General features: G+C 34.6%; 20 protein-coding genes and 1 tRNA gene. 11 read left to right on the plus strand and 10 right to left on the minus strand.

Features of this window, described 5'->3' with window-relative positions:
* Positions 1 to 149: 149 nt before the first annotated feature.
* A complete protein-coding gene (gene purD, locus DNJ73_RS07470; RefSeq protein WP_158467079.1) occupies positions 150 to 1,463 on the plus strand; it encodes a phosphoribosylamine--glycine ligase in 1,314 nt (437 codons plus the stop codon).
* Between the two features lie 10 nt (positions 1,464 to 1,473).
* Complete coding sequence (locus DNJ73_RS07475) at positions 1,474 to 3,540, plus strand: ATP-binding protein (RefSeq protein WP_158467080.1); 2,067 nt, start codon at positions 1,474 to 1,476, stop codon at positions 3,538 to 3,540.
* Between the two features lie 9 nt (positions 3,541 to 3,549).
* On the opposite strand, the gene kaiC is transcribed toward DNJ73_RS07475, so the two are convergent.
* Positions 3,550 to 5,049, minus strand: a complete 1,500-nt coding sequence (gene kaiC, locus DNJ73_RS07480; protein ID WP_158467081.1) for a circadian clock protein KaiC — start codon at positions 5,047 to 5,049, stop codon at positions 3,550 to 3,552.
* A gap of 131 nt (positions 5,050 to 5,180) precedes the next feature.
* Entirely contained in the window at positions 5,181 to 5,504 is a 324-nt protein-coding gene (kaiB, locus tag DNJ73_RS07485; protein ID WP_158467082.1) for a circadian clock protein KaiB, read from the minus strand.
* 184 nt (positions 5,505 to 5,688) lie between these two features.
* Here kaiB and rplU point away from each other — a divergent pair, with 184 nt between their 5' ends.
* Complete coding sequence (gene rplU, locus DNJ73_RS07490; RefSeq protein ID WP_158467083.1) at positions 5,689 to 6,111, plus strand: 50S ribosomal protein L21; 423 nt, start codon at positions 5,689 to 5,691, stop codon at positions 6,109 to 6,111.
* 30 nt (positions 6,112 to 6,141) lie between these two features.
* Positions 6,142 to 6,414, plus strand: a complete 273-nt coding sequence (rpmA, locus tag DNJ73_RS07495; RefSeq protein ID WP_158467084.1) for a 50S ribosomal protein L27 — start codon at positions 6,142 to 6,144, stop codon at positions 6,412 to 6,414.
* A 1-nt stretch (position 6,415) separates the two neighbouring features.
* Here rpmA and DNJ73_RS07500 read toward each other — a convergent pair whose 3' ends face one another.
* Positions 6,416 to 7,162 carry a class I SAM-dependent methyltransferase gene (locus DNJ73_RS07500; protein WP_158467085.1) on the minus strand — a complete coding sequence of 249 codons (747 nt, stop codon included), beginning with the start codon at positions 7,160 to 7,162 and terminating at the stop codon, positions 6,416 to 6,418.
* A gap of 95 nt (positions 7,163 to 7,257) precedes the next feature.
* Here DNJ73_RS07500 and truB point away from each other — a divergent pair, with 95 nt between their 5' ends.
* Positions 7,258 to 8,202, plus strand: a complete 945-nt coding sequence (truB, locus tag DNJ73_RS07505; RefSeq protein ID WP_158467086.1) for a tRNA pseudouridine(55) synthase TruB — start codon at positions 7,258 to 7,260, stop codon at positions 8,200 to 8,202.
* Positions 8,203 to 8,255: 53 nt separating this feature from the next.
* Here truB and DNJ73_RS07510 read toward each other — a convergent pair whose 3' ends face one another.
* On the minus strand, positions 8,256 to 9,509 hold the full coding sequence (locus DNJ73_RS07510) for a SpoIID/LytB domain-containing protein (RefSeq protein WP_158467087.1): 1,254 nt from the start codon (positions 9,507 to 9,509) through the stop codon (positions 8,256 to 8,258).
* Between the two features lie 98 nt (positions 9,510 to 9,607).
* Here DNJ73_RS07510 and rnz point away from each other — a divergent pair, with 98 nt between their 5' ends.
* Together rnz and DNJ73_RS07520 are read left to right on the plus strand one after the other, a co-directional pair.
* On the plus strand, positions 9,608 to 10,564 hold the full coding sequence (gene rnz, locus DNJ73_RS07515; RefSeq protein WP_158467088.1) for a ribonuclease Z: 957 nt from the start codon (positions 9,608 to 9,610) through the stop codon (positions 10,562 to 10,564).
* A 75-nt stretch (positions 10,565 to 10,639) separates the two neighbouring features.
* Entirely contained in the window at positions 10,640 to 11,188 is a 549-nt protein-coding gene (locus DNJ73_RS07520) for a pentapeptide repeat-containing protein (RefSeq protein WP_158467089.1), read from the plus strand.
* Positions 11,189 to 11,265: 77 nt separating this feature from the next.
* Here DNJ73_RS07520 and DNJ73_RS07525 read toward each other — a convergent pair whose 3' ends face one another.
* The 5 genes from DNJ73_RS07525 to serA all read right to left on the minus strand — a co-directional run bounded on the left by DNJ73_RS07525 (position 11,266) and on the right by serA (position 14,970).
* On the minus strand, positions 11,266 to 11,457 hold the full coding sequence (locus tag DNJ73_RS07525) for a hypothetical protein (protein ID WP_158467090.1): 192 nt from the start codon (positions 11,455 to 11,457) through the stop codon (positions 11,266 to 11,268).
* A 154-nt stretch (positions 11,458 to 11,611) separates the two neighbouring features.
* Positions 11,612 to 11,959: a hypothetical protein gene (locus tag DNJ73_RS07530; protein WP_187152637.1), complete on the minus strand. Its 348-nt coding sequence runs from the start codon at positions 11,957 to 11,959 to the stop codon at positions 11,612 to 11,614.
* A gap of 151 nt (positions 11,960 to 12,110) precedes the next feature.
* Entirely contained in the window at positions 12,111 to 12,410 is a 300-nt protein-coding gene (locus DNJ73_RS07535; RefSeq protein WP_158467092.1) for a 2Fe-2S iron-sulfur cluster-binding protein, read from the minus strand.
* A 36-nt stretch (positions 12,411 to 12,446) separates the two neighbouring features.
* On the minus strand, positions 12,447 to 13,382 hold the full coding sequence (gene prmA, locus DNJ73_RS07540; protein WP_158467093.1) for a 50S ribosomal protein L11 methyltransferase: 936 nt from the start codon (positions 13,380 to 13,382) through the stop codon (positions 12,447 to 12,449).
* 1 nt (position 13,383) lies between these two features.
* On the minus strand, positions 13,384 to 14,970 hold the full coding sequence (gene serA, locus DNJ73_RS07545; RefSeq protein ID WP_158467094.1) for a phosphoglycerate dehydrogenase: 1,587 nt from the start codon (positions 14,968 to 14,970) through the stop codon (positions 13,384 to 13,386).
* Positions 14,971 to 15,076: 106 nt separating this feature from the next.
* Between serA and DNJ73_RS07550 the strand changes: the two genes are divergently transcribed.
* From DNJ73_RS07550 to DNJ73_RS07560, 3 genes are all read left to right on the plus strand, one after another.
* Positions 15,077 to 15,643 carry a hypothetical protein gene (locus tag DNJ73_RS07550; protein ID WP_158467095.1) on the plus strand — a complete coding sequence of 189 codons (567 nt, stop codon included), beginning with the start codon at positions 15,077 to 15,079 and terminating at the stop codon, positions 15,641 to 15,643.
* Positions 15,644 to 15,791: 148 nt separating this feature from the next.
* Positions 15,792 to 16,580, plus strand: a complete 789-nt coding sequence (locus tag DNJ73_RS07555) for a photosystem II S4 domain protein (protein WP_158467096.1) — start codon at positions 15,792 to 15,794, stop codon at positions 16,578 to 16,580.
* 67 nt (positions 16,581 to 16,647) lie between these two features.
* Positions 16,648 to 16,719 (plus strand) — tRNA-Val (locus DNJ73_RS07560).
* Between the two features lie 65 nt (positions 16,720 to 16,784).
* On the opposite strand, the gene DNJ73_RS10045 is transcribed toward DNJ73_RS07560, so the two are convergent.
* Positions 16,785 to 16,931: a hypothetical protein gene (locus DNJ73_RS10045; protein WP_187152621.1), complete on the minus strand. Its 147-nt coding sequence runs from the start codon at positions 16,929 to 16,931 to the stop codon at positions 16,785 to 16,787.
* Between the two features lie 267 nt (positions 16,932 to 17,198).
* On the opposite strand from DNJ73_RS10045, the gene murD reads away from it, so the two are divergent.
* Positions 17,199 to 18,608: a UDP-N-acetylmuramoyl-L-alanine--D-glutamate ligase gene (murD, locus tag DNJ73_RS07565; protein ID WP_158467097.1), complete on the plus strand. Its 1,410-nt coding sequence runs from the start codon at positions 17,199 to 17,201 to the stop codon at positions 18,606 to 18,608.
* Positions 18,609 to 18,680 lie beyond the last annotated feature (72 nt).

Genomic DNA, 18,680 nt, shown 5'->3' on the forward strand with positions numbered 1-18,680 from the left:
CTAAAAAAATCACCTCAATCAAAACAAATTTGTTTAAAAACTAAAATTCCAACAACTCAATGTTTTTTAAGCACGATATATTAACTAATAATTAAAAGGTACTTAAAGGTCAAATAAAACTACTTTTTCAATAAAGCAAGACAAAAACTATGACAAAGAATCCAAACCATAAAGGATTAAATCAATTAAAAAGGATATTAATAATAGGAGGTGGAGGAAGAGAAAACTCTATTGCTTGGGCTTTATCAAAAAATCAATCTATCCATCAAATATACGTTTGTCCTGGGAATGGGGGGACAGCAAACTTTGAAAAATGTATTTGCCTACAACTTAAAGATGAAAAAACTATCATTTTGGAGTGCAATCGACTTCAAATTGATTTAGTTATTATTGGACCTGAGGATCCTTTGGCTAAGGGCTTAGCAAATAAATTGCGGGAGGCAGGATTAATAGTTTTTGGTCCCTGTAAAGAAGGTGCTCAATTAGAAGCAAGTAAAGACTGGGCTAAAACTCTAATGATAGAAAACAATATTCCTACAGCCAAGTACTGGTCTACAAATTCTAGAGTGGAAGCACTAGAGATTCTTCACAGATTTAACCAACCTCTTGTAATAAAAGCTGACGGTCTTGCAGCAGGTAAAGGTGTAACCGTTTGTGAAACCATTGAGCAATCTAAAAAAGCAATCAACGACGTATTTTCAGGAAAGTTTGGCTCTGCAGGAAATAAAATAATCCTTGAAGAAAAAATTGAAGGACCAGAAGTTTCTATTTTTGCTCTTTGTGATGGAGAGAAATTAATTGTTCTTCCCCCAGCACAAGATCACAAAAGATTACTTGAAGGAGACAATGGTCCAAATACTGGAGGAATGGGAGCCTATGCACCTGCTCTTCTAATCAATCAAAAAGATATTCAAGATCTAACTGAATTAATACTTATACCAACTTTAAAAGGTCTGAAAAAAAAGAAAATAAGATATATAGGCGTAATTTATGCAGGTTTAATGATTACATCATCTGGACCAAAAGTTATTGAATTTAATTGCCGTTTTGGTGACCCTGAATGTCAAGCTTTAATGCCATTGATGGGAGAGGAATTTGCATCTGTACTTTTCGCTTGCGCTAGAGGAGAACTAGAAAAGGCGCCAAAACTTACATTTCATGATGTGTGCAGTGCATGTGTTGTTGCAGCATCTAAGGGATATCCAGAAAACACCAAAAAAGGTGATCGAATAAATATAAATATTGAATCAAACCAATCAATCCAAGTTTTTCACGCGGGAACCACAATCGATGAATTTGACAATATAATCACCAATGGAGGCAGGGTTCTTTCAGTGGTAGCTCAAGGAGAAAGCTTCGATAAGGCGTTCCAATTAGCCTACTCAAATCTTGATAAAATCAACTTTGATGGTATGCATTTTCGTAAAGATATAGGGTACCAAGTTAGGAATATTAAAATATAAATTATCATTAATGAATAATTCAAATTCAAATAAAAATAATAAGTTATCATCGGAAATTGATGATATATTTACAGGTGAATTTAGTATATTTCAGACGATAAGTTTATGGTGGTCAAGGTTTAATTTAAGGTCTAAATTACTAGCCTTCGGAACGTTAGTAGTTAGCTTTATAATGACTCTTATTACCTTTTTTGCTCTTAGTAGTATTCAAAAAGATGCTGGGATGAATGATACAAGATATGCGAGAGATTTAGGATTATTATTATCGGGAAATGTTACCGAATTAGTAGCCAATAACCAAACGAGAGAACTCTTTAATGTAGCGGAGAAATTCTGGCGTTCAAGCAGAAATCTAAGGTACATTTTTTTTACTGACCCAGATGGCTTTGTAAAGCTTGGTATTCCAGTAAGTGCAACGACTTCAGGCCCTGAGGAAGAGAGTGCTCTACAACTAACAAGAAAATTACAACTACCTAGTGAATTAAAAAAACAACCTCAATTTCCATTAGTAAGACAACATTCAACACCACAAGGTCAAGTAACTGATGTTTTTGTGCCAATGCTTTGGAAGGGCGAATATCTCGGCACCTTGGCTCTTGGAGTAACACCCAATAAGAAAGCCCTTGCAACAGCTGCATTGACTAGAGAAATTACTGTTGCAGTATTTATATCAATATGGGTTTTAGTAATAATTGGCGCAGTATTTAATGCTCTAACAATTACTCGCCCGATCAAAGAATTAGTTATTGGAGTCAGAGAAATTGCAAAAGGTAATTTCAAATCAAGAGTTGATCTCCCAATGAGTGGAGAGCTTGGAGAGCTTTTAAATGGTTTTAATGCAATGGCATCTAAATTAGAAGATTACGATGCAGCCAACATAGAAGAATTAAAGGCCGCGCAAGTCAAACAGCAGTCTTTAATAGCCACTATGGCAGATGGAGCTCTTCTTCTAGACGAACAAGGAAATATCGTTTTGGTAAATCCTACGGCCAGAAGACTCTTCCGATGGGAAGGTAGAAATCTTGAAGGTCAAAAATTGTTAAATCAACTTCCTGATTTACTTGTAAGACAACTTGAGACACCAATCACATCCCTTTTAAATAACTTTGGAGATAGTGATGACTTGCGATGCAATCTTGAAGAACCACCAAGAACACTTCGTATAGTTTTAAAGTCTGTCAGAGATACAACTGGAGAAAACATCAAAGGGATTGCGGTTACTGTTCAAGATCTCACTAGGGAAGTTCAATTAAATGCAGCACAAAAGAGATTTATTAGTAACGTTTCACACGAGTTAAGAACGCCATTATTTAATATTAAAAGTTATGTTGAAACTTTGTATGACTTAGGAGAACAGCTTACTAAAGATGAGCAAAAAGAATTTCTAGGTGTTGCAAATTCAGAAACTGATAGACTTACTCGTTTGGTTAATGATGTTCTTGACTTATCCAAATTAGAGTCTGGAAGAACGATCCAACTTGAACCACTAAGTATAAAAGAAGCAATGGAACAAACCCTAAGAAATTATAAACTTAATGCTGAGGATAAAAATGTCAAATTAAAACTGAATGTAGAAAATAATTTAGCTTTTGTTTTAGGTAATTGGGATATGATTCTCCAGGTTTTAGATAATCTTGTCGGCAATGCTCTTAAGTTTAGTCAAAATGGGGGAACAATAAATTTAAAGGCCTATACATGGCCAGACATATGCGTTGCTTCGCCAGTTGATCTAGAGAATAAAGCGCCCCATTGTGAGATTTTATCTCCAATGCCTAAAATTAGAGTAGAGGTGTCTGATACAGGTTGTGGTATTTCGGAAATAGATCAACAACGAATTTTTGAACGTTTTTATAGAGTTGAAGACTCCGTACATACTGAAGTAGGGACTGGATTAGGGCTATCAATTGTTAAAGGTATCGTTGATAAACATGGAAGTGAAATAAGAATGGCTAGTGAGCCAAATATTGGAACAACTTTTTGGTTTGAACTTCCTCTTGAAGACTCTGATGCTGATCAATTATTACTAAAGTCTGCAAGAAAAAATTGGGAAATTGAAAATGATAAGTCTTTAGTATAGTAAAAATTACTATTCATTCGATTGAATAGTTTTAAATACACCAGGAATCTGCTCTTCAGGGTTAATACGATGAGGAGCTCCGCTAAATATTTGCTCAAAATTAGAAAATGAATCTTTAATCTCTGGGCCTTCGTTAGTAATAATATACTCTCGAATCCTTTTGTCATGCCAGGATCCTCTCATCTTAAAAACATTTATTGCTCTGGCCATTTCACCTCTTATTTCTACATATTGCAATAGCAAAATAGTATCAGTTATTGTTGATATGTGGGAATCAGTAATTGAGTGGCTTCCCATGAATTCTTCTGCAGTATTAGTAAAAAATCCAGCTATTTCTTCTTGTTTTGCGTAACCAGTAACTCCAATAACAAACTGCCTAAATGCATTCAAACTCACACCTCTAGCTAATGCAGATAAAGAATCAATTGCCATTCTTGAGGGTTTATATTCCCCTATTTCGGATTTAATAATTTGAAGATGATCTTCTAACCCAGTTGATTCTGGATAGGCACATATGATCTTCAATAATCCCTCTGCTTCCATTTTCTCAAAATCAATGCCCCAACTGGTTGCATTTCGAAGAAGCTGTGCTCTTGATTCCTCATAAGCAAAAAGTATTGTTCTTTCTTTGTTTTTGTAAGCGTCTTCAACAAACTTAGACACCAACATAGTTTTTCCTGTTCCAGTGGCCCCAGTTGCAAGAATAATTGAATCCTGAAAATATCCACCTCCGCACATCTCATCCAAATCGGGTACACCAGAACTAATGCGAATATTTGATGATCTTTGTGTCAACCTCATTGCACCTAAAGGAAACGCAACTATTCCCTGAGCTCCCATTGTAAATGGAAATTCACCTTTCATATGTGTGGTTCCTCTTAATTTTAAAATTTCTACGGTTCTTCTCCTTTTTTCGGCCTCTAATACATTTCTCAAAATAACAACATTATCAGAAACAAATTCTTCAACTCCATATCTAGCGATAGGTCCATATTCGTCTATTCTTTCAGTTGTCATAACAGTGGTCACTCCTATTTCTTTAAGTCTTGCTATTAATCGAAAGATCTCTCTTCTTACAACATAAATAGCATCATACTGTTGAAAAACTGCTGTCATTGAATCTATTGCTACTCTCTTTGCTTTGAACTTTCTAATTGCATAACTAATTCTCTCAATTAGCCCTGATAAATCAAAACTTCCAGCAACATCTTGTCCATCAGGATCTGGTGAGGCATCTAAAATAAAAAGTTTATTTTGATCAATTAATTCTTGTAAGTCCCAACCAAAACTTGCAGCATTTCGAATGATATCTAAAGGCGACTCCTCAAAAGTAACGAAAACACCAGGTTCATCAAAATTACATATACCATGATGAAGATATTGCAGAGAAAAAACTGTTTTACCCGTTCCAGATGTTCCGCTAACAAGAGTACTCCGCGCATTTGGCAACCCACCATGACAAATATCATCAAAGCCCTCTATTCCAGTTGGGAGTTTTTGAACCTGCATTTTTACTCGAATCTTTTTAATAAAAGAACAATAAAAGTTCTTACATATAAAACATAATAAACAAAAAGCAAAAAACTCTTAGTTATCGGTTGGACTTAAGAATTCATTTACTTCTTGTTTTAATAATTTCATTATTTATCGGAAGAATAAAACATTTCTTGATCTGATAATTCATCATACAAAAGGTCCAAGCCAATTAAAACCTTTTCTCTATCTGATAAGTCACCGATTATTCTTCGAACAGGTGGAGGTAAAATCTTTGCTAAAGTTGGAGTAGCAAGTATTTTATCTTCTTCTGCTAATTGAGGACTTTTTAATACATCAATAACTTTGAGAGCATATACACCCTTGAATTCGCTTTCTAATATTTCTCTCAATGTGTTCAAAGCTCTCATTGAGTTTGGCGTATTCCCAGCCACATAAAGCTTGAGAATATATGTCTTCCTTGCATTCATTTAAAATCTCCAATAAATCCTAAGAACAAATGTCCTTCTTAGATCTTGACTAAGTAACCAACAAAAAGCGAAAATGTTAGTTTGTTTTTCGATTACGATTAAGGCTTAATCGTTTTTAATTAATAAAAGAGGTCAAGACTTCCTTTTTTAACTAATTTCGAGCCCTAACGTGTCACCAATAATCATGGCTGATAAAAAATCATCCCCTAAAAAGGAAGCTCCTCAAGACCAAACTTATGCGATAGTTGAAGCATCGGGCAAACAATTTTGGCTTCAACCAAATCGATATTACGATTTAGATCGATGCAATGCAGAAGTTAATGATGTTTTGACTATCGAGAAAGTTCTTCTAATAAATGATGGCAAAGATTTAAAACTTGGAAAACCTTATGTTAAAGACGCGACAGTTGAAATAAAAGTCTTAGAACATCGAAGAGGTCCCAAAATCATTGTCTATAAAATGCGCCCTAAGAAAAAAACAAGGCGTAAGAATGGACATCGTCAAGAGCTCACAAGAGTTTTAGTTCAATCCATATCAGTTGGAGCAAAAACAAAAAGAACAAAAGAAACTAAAGATCCCAAAAGCACTACTAATAAAGTAGAATAGGAAGTAATTAAATTTAAATATTTATAACCCATGGCTCATAAGAAAGGTACTGGATCAACAAGAAATGGAAGAGATTCAAACTCCAAAAGACTTGGTGTAAAAGCTTATGGTGGTGAGAAAGTAACAGCTGGTTCTATCCTTATTCGTCAGAGAGGAACATCAATTCTTCCTGGAATTAATGTGGGTAGGGGAAAAGATGACACCCTTTTCGCACTAACTGATGGTTCAGTTCATTTTGAAAGTATTCGTAGAGGTCTCAGAAATAGAAAAAGGATTAATATATCTACTGCAGCTACTGTTTAATTTATTTTTTTAACGGTCTATAAGCTCTGGTAGTGATTAAAAAAGGATGAAAAATCTCAATATATTTAAATTGTAAAGTGTAGAAAAATTTTTCGATCATATTAGGATCATCAAAATGAAAAGGATATTCTTCATTTTCACCTTTATAAAAATACCAATTCAATAAAGCTATTCCTTTGGGAGAAAGTTTTTCCAAAAATATCTCTAACTGTTTTGAGGGATCTGGAAGGTGCTCAAGCACATCAAGGCATATAACTGAATCAAAAATCACATTAGATATGCTCTCTAAATCTCTATGAACTGAGATCTGATCTTTGATACCTAATTGATTAGCTCTTTGCTCTACAAAACTTCTATTTTGAGGGTTAAGATCCACAAACCAAACATGTTCAACAGCGGGCAAGAATGAGGCCGCAAGAGCGTGAGTACCAATACCACCACCAAAATCTAAAACATTGCCATAGGCAAATTTTTGCTGAAGGCGGAGAGTATCTGCTATGTAATTAGAACTGTTTAAATGCCAAGATGCTAGATCTATTAAGTGTGCATCTCCAACTTTCTCTTCATAAAAATCACCTGCATCGCTTTTTGTAAACGCGCCTGGGTGTAGAGCAGCTAAATCATCGACACCGTTAAGTAATCTTTTATCTAATTGATCATTGTTAATCTGAAGGAAATTAATTAGGTGTTTTTTTAAATTAAAGCCATCTTTAAGGAAGCTAGAAACACTTAAATCTAAATTGTTCATAATATTTGGCTCACTGAACACATTAGGTTATAACTTTAGATGTTCAGGGTTACTTGAACAATCTTTTTATGTGAGCTTCAACCTACAATCAAGTTTTGGAAAAACCTTTTGGATTTGTTGTCATAGATAAGCCTGCTGGGCTTACCTCACATGATTGCGTAAATAGACTGCGAAAAATATTTGGCATAAAAAAAGTTGGTCATGGAGGGACTCTGGACCCCGCAGTTACGGGTGTCCTTCCAATAGCCATTGGTGATGCGACAAGATTAATCTCTTATTTAGAAGGCTCTAAAGCATATACAGGAATCATACAATTAGGAACATCAACTAACACCGATGATATGCAAGGCGAGATAATAGGATCCAAAAGTTGGCCCACAATTAGCAAGAATAAGTTAAATAATCTATTAGACACTTTTAGAGGTGAGATATTACAAAAGCCTCCCATATTTTCTAGTGTTCACTTAAAAGGAGAAAGAGCATATAAGAAAGCAAGAAGAGGGGAATCTTTTGAGTTAGATCCTAAAAAAATTACTATAAATGACTTAAAGTTAATAAACTGGTCTCAAAATAAAGGTGAGTTAAAAGTTGACATTGACTGCTCAGCAGGAACATACATTAGATCCTTAGCAAGAGATATTGGATCTAAACTTGGTTGTGGTGCTTATTTAAAAATTTTACGCCGAACAAAAGCTTATAGCTTTTATGAAAATCATTCAGTATTACTGCCTGAAAAATCAGAGTTTTACGCAGAAAATAATAAGCCAAAAATCCTCAATCCTAATCTTTTTTTTCAACATCTTCCTTCTTTCACATTAAGTTCTGAACAAGAAATTTTAAGCTGGCGCTCAGGAAGGAGTATAAAACTTTTGGATAATATTAAACGATTAAATTTAGTAGATAAGAATGAAAAGGAAAATATTAAGTCTGGCAATAAAAAGGTATTAGTATTTGGACCAAATAAAAACATCGTAGGTATTGCAGATTTAGAAAAAGATTTTGTAATTAAACCCAAAGTTGTATTTAATGCAATTGGATAGAGGCTCAAAATACCTAAAGAAAAGAATAAGAAACTAAAGTTATTTAATTATTTTTAATAGGCTTTTATTTGTACTCCATTATAATAATGTTTTAGAATCTTACGAAAACTTGAACCTCTTTCTGCCATTGCTTTGGCACCCCATTGACTCATTCCTACCCCATGACCTGCGCCATAACCCTTAACCAATAAAAAATAATCTTCTGGTACTTTTGGAAGAGGAAAGGGTGCTAAATTAGAAGTTATTCCATTATATAAACTAAAATTATTTTTATTATTAAGATAATTCATTCCATCCAAATTATCATCTTTACTTTTTTGATTAAATTTCAAATCGACCTCAAACTTATTACTAAGTAATTTTAATTTTTGTCTTAAGCTTTTACCAGATATATTTTTATTTCCATAGGGTCCATGAAGTCTAACCTTTAAAACTCTATCAGTATTACTTTTTTTTATAACTTGAATACTATTTAATCCACCCAAATCGGTAAACAGGCTATCCAGTTCTGAAGAAGTAATTTTTTTGGACCATTTATATTTTTCACTTTTTTGATCATAATCAACGACACTTCTTAAGTAAGGCAATTGATACTTCCAGACTTGACCACTATTTTCAGTCCTACCACCAGAACTACTATGAAAAACTGCTTCTATGAGTTTGTTCTCATAAAACAAAGCAAGTCTTCTTGTGCTTTTAACTGCCCTATTTATTTTGGGTGTTTCAGCTTCTAATCCTAAATAAACTTGACTAGCTTGAGTTGAATGAATATCAAACAATTTATTTTTACCTAAAAGTTTTAAAGCATAGGTTCTAGCAGCTATTGCTTGAGCTTGAAGTGCTGCAAGTGGAAATTCTTTAGGCATTTCACTACCAACAACACTTTTTAAATATTTCTCTAATTTTAGATAATTTATTACTTGCAACTTTTGATCATTTAATAAAACTGTTAATCCTCCAGCATATCTTCTATTTTTATACCAAATTCCACGTTTATCATTATTTTCAATAGTTAAATTAAAACTTTTAGGTAATTCAAACCATGAATCTAAATTATTATTAATAGAATAATAGATTTTTCCATTCCTATAAATTATATCTATAGATTTAATACTTCTTGGTCTAGGAGATATCCCTTTAACTAAAATAGATTTGAGACCATCTGCTCTAAATCTTGCCTTATTTTCTTGACTAATTAAGACCCGCATTACCGGCTCATTAGCCGCAGTTGCCTTTAATGGAAAGAAGAAAAATATAACTACAAAGATTATGGCCCATCCCGTCTTACTTTTAGGTGATGTGCTCACAATAAAAATTGAATTTAGGTACTAATTCTGACTATAAGAAAGAAGATCTACCAGTGGTCAAAGCTATGAATGGCACCATGTCTTAACAAGGAGAAAACTTGCAAGTAACTTTTCTAGGAACAAGCTCAGGTGTTCCAACTCTAACTAGAAACGTATCAGCGATGGTACTAAAGCCTCCACAAAGATCAGATTTGTGGTTGTTTGACTGTGGGGAAGGGACTCAACATCAGTTCATCAGAAGCAATCTTAAGTTATCTCAAATAAAAAAGATATTCATAACTCACATGCATGGTGATCATATTTATGGCCTACCAGGACTTCTAGCAAGTATTGGCTTGGCTGGAAGCAGCTCCGGAATTGAGCTTTATGGACCAGCCCCTCTTAAAAATTTTATTGATGCTTGCTTGTACAACAGTTCAAGTAGATTGGCTTATTCTTTAAAGTTCAATACAGTTGAAAACGCAGCAATAGAAAAGAAAATTTTATTTGAAGATTCAGATTTAGAAGTCAAAACAGCTTCACTAAAGCATCGAATCCCCTCTTTTGCGTACAGAGTAGATCAGAAATCCAGGCCAGGCAGATTCAATATAGACAAGGCGAAATCACACAAAATACCTCCTGGGCCCGTATATGCCGCATTACAAAGAGGAGAAGAAGTTCGATTAGAGGATGGACGTATTTTTTCTGGGAAAGATTTTTGCGGACCTCCTAGGCCTGGGACTAGCATTGTTTATTGCACAGATACTGTCTATACAGAAACCGCAATTGAAATTTCTAGAGAAGCCGATTTATTGATTCATGAAGCTACTTATGCTTATCAAGAAACCGATATGGCTTATCAACGCGGCCATTCAACTGCCACCATGGCGGCTCAAATTGCTGAAAAAGCAAACGTAAATCAATTAATTTTGACTCATTTGAGTCCGAGATATACCCCTATGAATGAAACAAGTCCTAATGATTTGCTTAATGAAGCAAAAGCAATTTTTCCAAATACCCAGTTGGCGAAAGACTTTTTACAAATTGAGGTAAAAAAACGCTGCAACAGTTCTTGATCCCTTTGCCTATGAAATGCCACTACATGAAACAATGGTCGAGTTTGGTGCTTCCGTCAATCGCTGGCGTTATTAATGGACTCTCTTATTTCTTCTCTTAAACGGTCCCTTACAAGACTCTTTGTTTTGATACCTGTGCTTGTAAGTCTCAGTATTACTCCTCTTTCTGTAAGTGCCCTGTATCCCAGCGACCCTTCTTCTGTAGAGGCCTTAGATACAAGCTTGGCTGGTCAGGACTTACAAAATACAGAGTATGTAAAGTACGACTTATCAGGAAAAGATCTTGGTGGGGCGAATTTCACTGGGGCTTATTTCAGTGTCTCAAGTTTGAAGGGCTCTGATCTAACAGGTGCAAACATGACCAATGTTATTGCCTATGCAACAAGGTTTGACAATGCAAACCTTACCAATGTCAATCTCACAGGTGCAGAATTACTAAAAAGTATTTTTGATGGTGCGACCATTGATGGTGCTGACTTTACTGATGCTGTATTAGATAGAAGTCAACAAAAAAATCTATGTAAAGTAGCTACTGGTAACACAGCCGATAGTCTTGGTTGTAGCACTACAGCTGCCGGATATGTTCCTGCAACCAAAGGACAAGGTTTCAATCCAGGTACATAAATTTAGCTAAAATTTATTAACCAAAAAAAAGGGCCATAGGCCCTTTTTTTTTGGTTAATTAAAGATCTAACTTGTGATCACTTTGTGATAAGAAAGAAAGCTGCTGCCGCTCCTCCGACTGCAAACATTGGCAGCCCAACAAGCAAATGTGAGGTGCCAAATCCAAAGCCTTTTTGGCGCAATATAAAATAGCCAACCCCAGCAGCTCCAGCCGCCAAAGGAATAGCAGCAGTAGCCGCAGAAGCAACAGCGTGATAGTCGAAGTTCATCCCTGTGTTGAAATTTATTTAATTATAATTATCCTTCGAAAACTTAAAATTGAATGAACTTATGCCTGAAATGCTTAATATCTTCATCACTTTAAATCCAAAAAAAATTATTCAGTTGAATGAAAAAGGCAGAAAGACCTTCTAATTCTTGAATTTATGCCAATTGAGGAGAAATATTTGAGCTATCTCTAGAACGTGGATGTTTGCTGTACCACCATTCCTGCATGCAGGAATCTAAACGTAGAGAAAATAAAGTCAGAATTGTTTTTGTTGGTTTCATCCCCGGTTGAAGAATCTCAACAGAATATGAAGGACATTTTTGTGCCGCGATATCAGCAACCAATCTTTTTCCTATTCTTCTCCAACTGGGCTCTTTGCTGTGCCAAGAGAGCCTGCAGCAAGGCCATGGCAACTCTTCACGATCATATAAACGACAACAAGGTCCTATCACCCTAAAACTAAATTGGCCACCAATACTTGAATGAATAGAGCCATGATCCATAAGACTTTGAACTCCCTCTTTTGGCAAAATTGCTGAAATCAATTAATTCTTAAATAATTTTTTTTGCGCCCGTAAGAACACAAACCAGAGGTTGGCGAAGAAGGAGATCTTTGGCAAGCAAAACGAGAACAATCTAGCGAAAAATTTAATATCAATACATTTCTTCCTCGGCATGAGTTCTAATTGTGCAATCAGAAGTCGCATATGCCACACAAATCAAAATATAACCTTTTTTTATTTGGTCATCGTCCAAAAAACTTTGATCTTGTTGCTCAACCTCTCCTTTTTCTAATTTAGCAACACAACTTGAACAAGCTCCAGCCCTGCAAGAGAAAGGAAGCTCAATCTTTTGTTCAATTGCAGAATCAAGAATATATTTATCATCTGGAATGTCAATAACTTCTTTAAGACCACTAAACTTATTAATAAAAGTGATCTTAAAAAATGACATGAAGCGTAAGATTTGAAAAATTTAAAGTTTATTAAATTAAGACAACTTTCGAGTTAAAGCCATCAAAGCCCATTGATCTTTTGTTTGAGTTTCAAGGACCTCCCATCCAAGAGGCAAAAAAAATTCTTGAATTTCTTTAATTTGTGCAATTAATAAACCTGACAAAATAACTTTACCTTGATGTCCAATAATTTTTTCAAAATCTGGACCCAATGATTTTATGACAGGTGCAAGAATATTACACAGCATCAAATCAATTTTTGTTTTAGGGATATTCACCTCAAGTTCCTCAATAGAGCCAAGAGAAACATTAAGCAGATGTTTAGGAAAATCATTTAGATCTGCATTAATTTTAGTAGCCGATATTGCTAAACAATCCGTATCAACAGCATAAGTACTATTTGCTCCTAATTTCAATGCAGTTAAAGATAATATTCCGCTGCCACAACCCAAATCAGCAATTGTTTTACCCACTGGTGGATCATTATCCAATGCTTCAATACATAGCCGCGTGGATGGATGACTACCAGTGCCAAAAGCATAACCAGGATCTAAACGAATAATCTTGCGTCCTGAAAATTTTCCCGGAAGATCTAACCATGCTGGCAAAATTAAAATTGATTTTCCTACAGGATCAGGTTTCCAGCTTTTTTTCCATGTAGAGCTCCAATCTTCATCTTTTACTTGAACCCATTTGCAAACAGGCAAAGTTAATTCAAATGGTTCTGCCAAAGAGTTAAAAGATTGAACCAGATCATCTCGATCTTTAATTTTCCACTCATTTAATGGGAGCCATATAAATAAAATTTGGGAAAAATTGTTACCTGGCTCATGCTCAAAAGAGAATCTATGAATTTTTAAATTATTCAAAAGCCAATAAAAAGAATCTTCCAGTTCAAGTGGAATTTCTTGCTCCAAGCGCAACCAAGAAACCTGAGATTTTTGCAGATCTATATCTTTTTCAATTAACAAATTATAAAGTCACCGAATGTGCTTCATTTATTCCTTGCATTGAAAGAATTGAGCCTAGCAACTCTGAAGGGATAGGATCATCGATGCTTAATACCATAACTGCTTCACCTCTAACAATCCTTCTACCAACTTGCATTGATGCAATATTCACATTGTGTTTTCCAAGAAGTGATCCTATCTGGCCAATAATTCCAGGCATATCCCTATGTCTGGTAAAAAGCATGTGCCTACTTGGTACAAAATTTATTGGATACTCATCAATACTTGTAATTCCAAGATCACCGTCCCCAAAAACAGTACCAGAAACACTGTGCCCTCCTTTGTCACTAAAACTATCTAACTGCAAAGAACCTCTAGCGAACTCTGGACTCAACTCATCCTTAATTTCTACAACATCAATGCCACGACCTTTTGCTTCTAATGATGCGTTGACATAATTAATTTTGTCTCCTAATGCACTCGTTAACAATCCTTTCAATGTAGCAATAACTAAAGGCTGAGAAGGATGTTGAGCGAATTCTCCTTGCAAACGTACTTCTAATTTTTGAATCTGTCCACCTGATATTTGACTCACTAATAATCCTAGTGTTTCCGCAAGTTTTAAATGCGGTTTAAGACTATCCATTATTTCAGCACTTAGACCTGGAATGTTTACCGCACTACGAGCGGGCAAACCTAAAAGAACATCTCTAATTTGTTCAGCAACATCAATAGCTACATTTTGTTGTGCCTCAACAGTCGAAGCACCTAGATGTGGAGTAAGCACTAAACCTTCTTTTACAGAGCGCAAGGGAGAGTTATCAGTCAAAGGTTCTTTTGCATATACATCTATCGCAGCACCTTTAATAACTTTTGCTTCCAATGCACTTGCTAAATCATTTTCATTGATAATTCCGCCCCTCGCACAATTCACCAATCTTGCAGTTGGCTTCATTTTTCTTAGTAGATTTATATCTACTAAATTTTCTGTTTCAGAAGTCCTTGGGAGATGAAGAGTGACATAATCAGACTCTTTGAACAAATCCTCAATATCACTTAATCGAACTTGCATTTGCTGTGCTCTTTCAATAGAGACAAAAGGATCAAATCCAATCACTTCCATCCCCATTGCATTTGCAACCTTTGCGACATGAGATCCAATCTTGCCAAGTCCAACTACTCCTAATATTTTTTTATAAAGCTCGTTTCCTACATATTTCTTTCTATCCCAAGAGCCAGAAAACATACTTGCGTGTGCTTGAGGGATATTTCTGGATAATGCAAGAATCATTGCTAAAGCATGTTCTGCTGCTGCAATAGTGTTTCCCCCGGGGGAATTAACCACTAATACACCCTTCCGAGTTGCAGCTGGCACATCGACATTGTCGACGCCAACTCCTGCTCTACCAATAATTCTTAATTTCTTGGCCTCAGCAATAACTTCTGAAGTAACTTGAGTCCCTGAACGGATCATTAATCCGTCATAATCACTGATAATATTCTTTAATTGATCTATTGAAAGACCTAATTTTTGGTCAACCTGAGCAACCTGAGTAAGAATATCTAAACCTGCTTGATCAATGGGATCAGAAACAAGAACTTTCGTCATTAAAGGCGAGAAACGTGCCGATCTATGAACTTTAGTGATCTATTTGCCGCTGACCAGATTTATGTTGAGCAGGATTGAAAATCCAAACATTTCAAGGAGCTAATTCGTGTCCACATGCGTAATCGTCTTAAAGGGAAAGCTACCAGCTCGAGAGCTAGTACTCAAATTAAAAGAGGCTCAAACACCTATCCTGAATTGCGATCTTATAGAGCCATTGAAAAACGAAAAGGAATCTAAGAATCTAAATCTGGAGCCCTCTGAGGAAATATTTATTAATGAAGCAAATTTTAATAGTATCAAGCTTTTGAATCCAACTCTTGCTCGAAAGGATCGCCAAAAAACATTAGCAATATGGTTAGTCCCCTTTGGTTTTATTGCAGGATTAAGCTTTTCTCAAATGACAGAGCTGAAAACATTTTCCGACATGGGGTTTCCAAATCAATTCGAAAAACTTTTAGGTGGCCTAGTAGGAATGATTTCAGGATGGTTAGGAAGTTTTTTTTCAGCAGGAGGCATAAACCAAGACATTGATGATGATTTAAGAGCCCTACGAAAAAAAAGTGAGCAAGGTTTTTGGCTATTAATTCTTGAATTACCTATAGAAATAGAACTGCCATGGAAAACCCTGAAAGAAGCAGATAGCCTAGAAATCATAACGATAGATAAAGAATAGTGCTAATTTAAAAAATATTTAAAAGGAAAAAGTCAAACAAAGTTCTTAATAGTACAAATTAAATATTGAATTTTGTTCCTCAAATAAAGAGGAAATTAAAAAAGTCGATACTACTCAAAGATTAAACAAGAAACTTCAATCTTTTTTCATGCACCTTCCAAAAGAAAAGATTTTATTTAATAGCCCTTTTCGCAAAGAATTAGAGATTTTGATTGAATATGCAGAAAAAGCACTAACCAAAAGGCAAGCTATATGGTCACCTTTTGTTTCAGCACAATTAATAGAGGAAGTTAAAAATAAATTTCATAATTTAAATGACATAACTTGTTCATTCAACGGAGGGTTTCCAAGCGCTGAGCGTCAAAAAATATGTTTTGTGAGATCTGAAGCACCTAATAATTCTTCACCTACAGATATTCCAATAAAAGGTATTTACATAAAAGGAAATTTTCTTTTTGATAGAGCCAAGCCAAATGATTTTAGAAATGTATTAAAAGAACTTGGTTTAGATGAAGATGAAATTGGAGATATTTGGTTAATTAGAGATAGAGGAGCTCAAGCTATTTGTTCGCAAAAAGGTGCAAATTTAATGCATGAAAAAACTGGGAAATTAAGAGAAGTCACCATAAAGATAGATTTTCTAGATATTCGCGAAATGGAGATACCCTTTACTAGAGCAGCAAAAACAATTAATACCGTTGAAGCCTCCACAAGAATTGATGCCATAGCATCTGCAGGGTTTGGGCTGTCAAGATCAAAAATAACAACTCAAATCAAGCAAGGCTGCTTAAGACTTAACTGGAGATTAAATTATCAGCCCAGTAAATTAGTAAATATTGGAGACCTAATTCATTTGGAAAAAAAAGGTTCGCTTAAAATTTTAGATATCGACAAAACAAAAAAAGAACGTTGGAGAATCAAATTACTAAGGCAATGATTAAAAGGCCGATTGCCTGCTAACTTCATTTAAGGGAATTCATAGTTCAGTTCCAAATTGATTTATTGGGCGATTAGCTCAGAGGTAGAGCACTACCTTGACACGGTAGGAGTCACTGGTTCGATTCCAGTATCGCCCATTATAAAGTTCAAGATCGCTTGGATTGAAATATTAACAAGCAATAGGGAAAGATTTAAAAAGCATTTACCTATCAAACATTTGATGAAGCTCAACCCATCTAATTTCACTCTCACTATTCTCGGTTAAATCAATGAAAGAATAATCAGCATGGCTTGATTCCTTAATTCCTTTTTGTTCTAACTTTTGACTAACCTCGACGTTTGCAGGCATTACAAAGAAGCAAATACGAATGTATCAAAACAACTATTAAAATACAAAGCTAGAAGTATTAATATTTTTTTAATCTCATTAAATTTAAGTTACAAAATTGCTTATTTCTTTTGCTTATAATTAAACCAGCCAAATCAACCCAGACAAAAATCATTCGAAAAATATTTTATATTAGACACAACTCAAATCTTATGCAATTAACTAATTATGATAAAAATAAAAATCTACAAATCCTATTGGCCAACTTCCATTCCAATCTAACTTAAATTGTCAAAACAAAAACAAACAAATAAAATTCATATTGTACTCGGACTAGGTACCTCAGGAATAAATGCAGCAAAACTCCTTATATCAGAAGGCAAAGACGTTTTAGTATTAGAAAACAATTCAAATAAAAAACTCTTAGATATATCTAATAAACTTAAATCAGAAGGAATTGAAGTAATTTTACTAGGGGAACCACTTCATATTAATCATTTCACCCCATGGATGGATAGAATTTCTTCAATTGTTGTCAGTCCAGGAATAAACTGGGAGAACATAGCGCTAAGAAAATTAAGAAGTAAAAATATCAAAATGCAGGGAGAAGTTGAATTAGCATGGGAAAGATTAAATCATATCCCTTCTATTGGTATTACAGGAACTAATGGAAAAACTACCGTCACAAATATGCTTCATCATATTCTTAAATTAAATGGTTTAAACACTGATATGGGAGGGAATATAGGGAAAGCTTTATCGCAAATTGCTTTAGAAATCAAACATACAAATCATCAAAGGTTAAACTGGCTAGTTTTAGAGTTAAGCAGTTATCAAATAGAAGGATCACCAAAATTATGTCCTAACATAGGGATATGGACAACATTTTCTCCTGATCATTTAGAAAGACATAATGATATAGATACTTATTTCAAAATCAAACGAAGTCTGTTAGAGAAATCATCCATTCGTATATACAACTCTGATGACCAATATTTATTAAGTAGAAGGAAAGAATTGCCAGAAGGAATATGGGTTGGAATAAATAAACAATCCTCATATTCTCATCATCCAAAATTCTGGATCGATCAAAAAGGCTATATTTTTGAAAATCAAAAAGAACTCTTTCACATTTCCATTCTAAAAATCCCTGGCAAACACAACTTGCAAAACCTACTTCTTGTGACCGCAGCAGCAAGAGAAATAGGTCTTGATCATTTATCTATAGCTAAAGCTATAAATTCATTTAAGGCAATTCCCCATCGATTAGAGTATTTGGGCAAGAAATATAACTTAAAATTTTTTAATGACAGCAAAGCCACTAATTTTGAATCCTCTATAACTGGTCTAAAGGCTGTTCCCTATCCCACAATATTATTAGCTGGCGGTAAACAAAAACAGGGTGACTCTCTTTCTTGGGTAAAACAAATAAATAAATCTACAAATGGTATAGTTTTATTTGGTGTTAGTGCAACAGAGTTGAAGAAAACTATATTAAAATCTTCTTACAAAAAAGAAATAATTGTAAGAGAAAATCTAGAGGATGCTACAAAAACTGCTATTGATATTGCTATTAAAACCAAATCAAAAAGTATCCTTTTATCTCCCGCATGTGCAAGTTTTGATCAATATCAAAACTACGAAGAAAGAGGTATTCATTTTAAAAAACTAGTTAAAAAGCATGGAGTTATAAATTAAATTATTTTTATAATCGGTTCAAGTTGGTCGGGGATCCGCCCTTATTTATGAATTACTTTTTGATTAGTTTAA

The sequence above is a fragment of the Prochlorococcus marinus XMU1408 genome, from assembly GCF_003208055.1.
GTDB lineage: Bacteria > Cyanobacteriota > Cyanobacteriia > PCC-6307 > Cyanobiaceae > Prochlorococcus_B > Prochlorococcus_B marinus_A.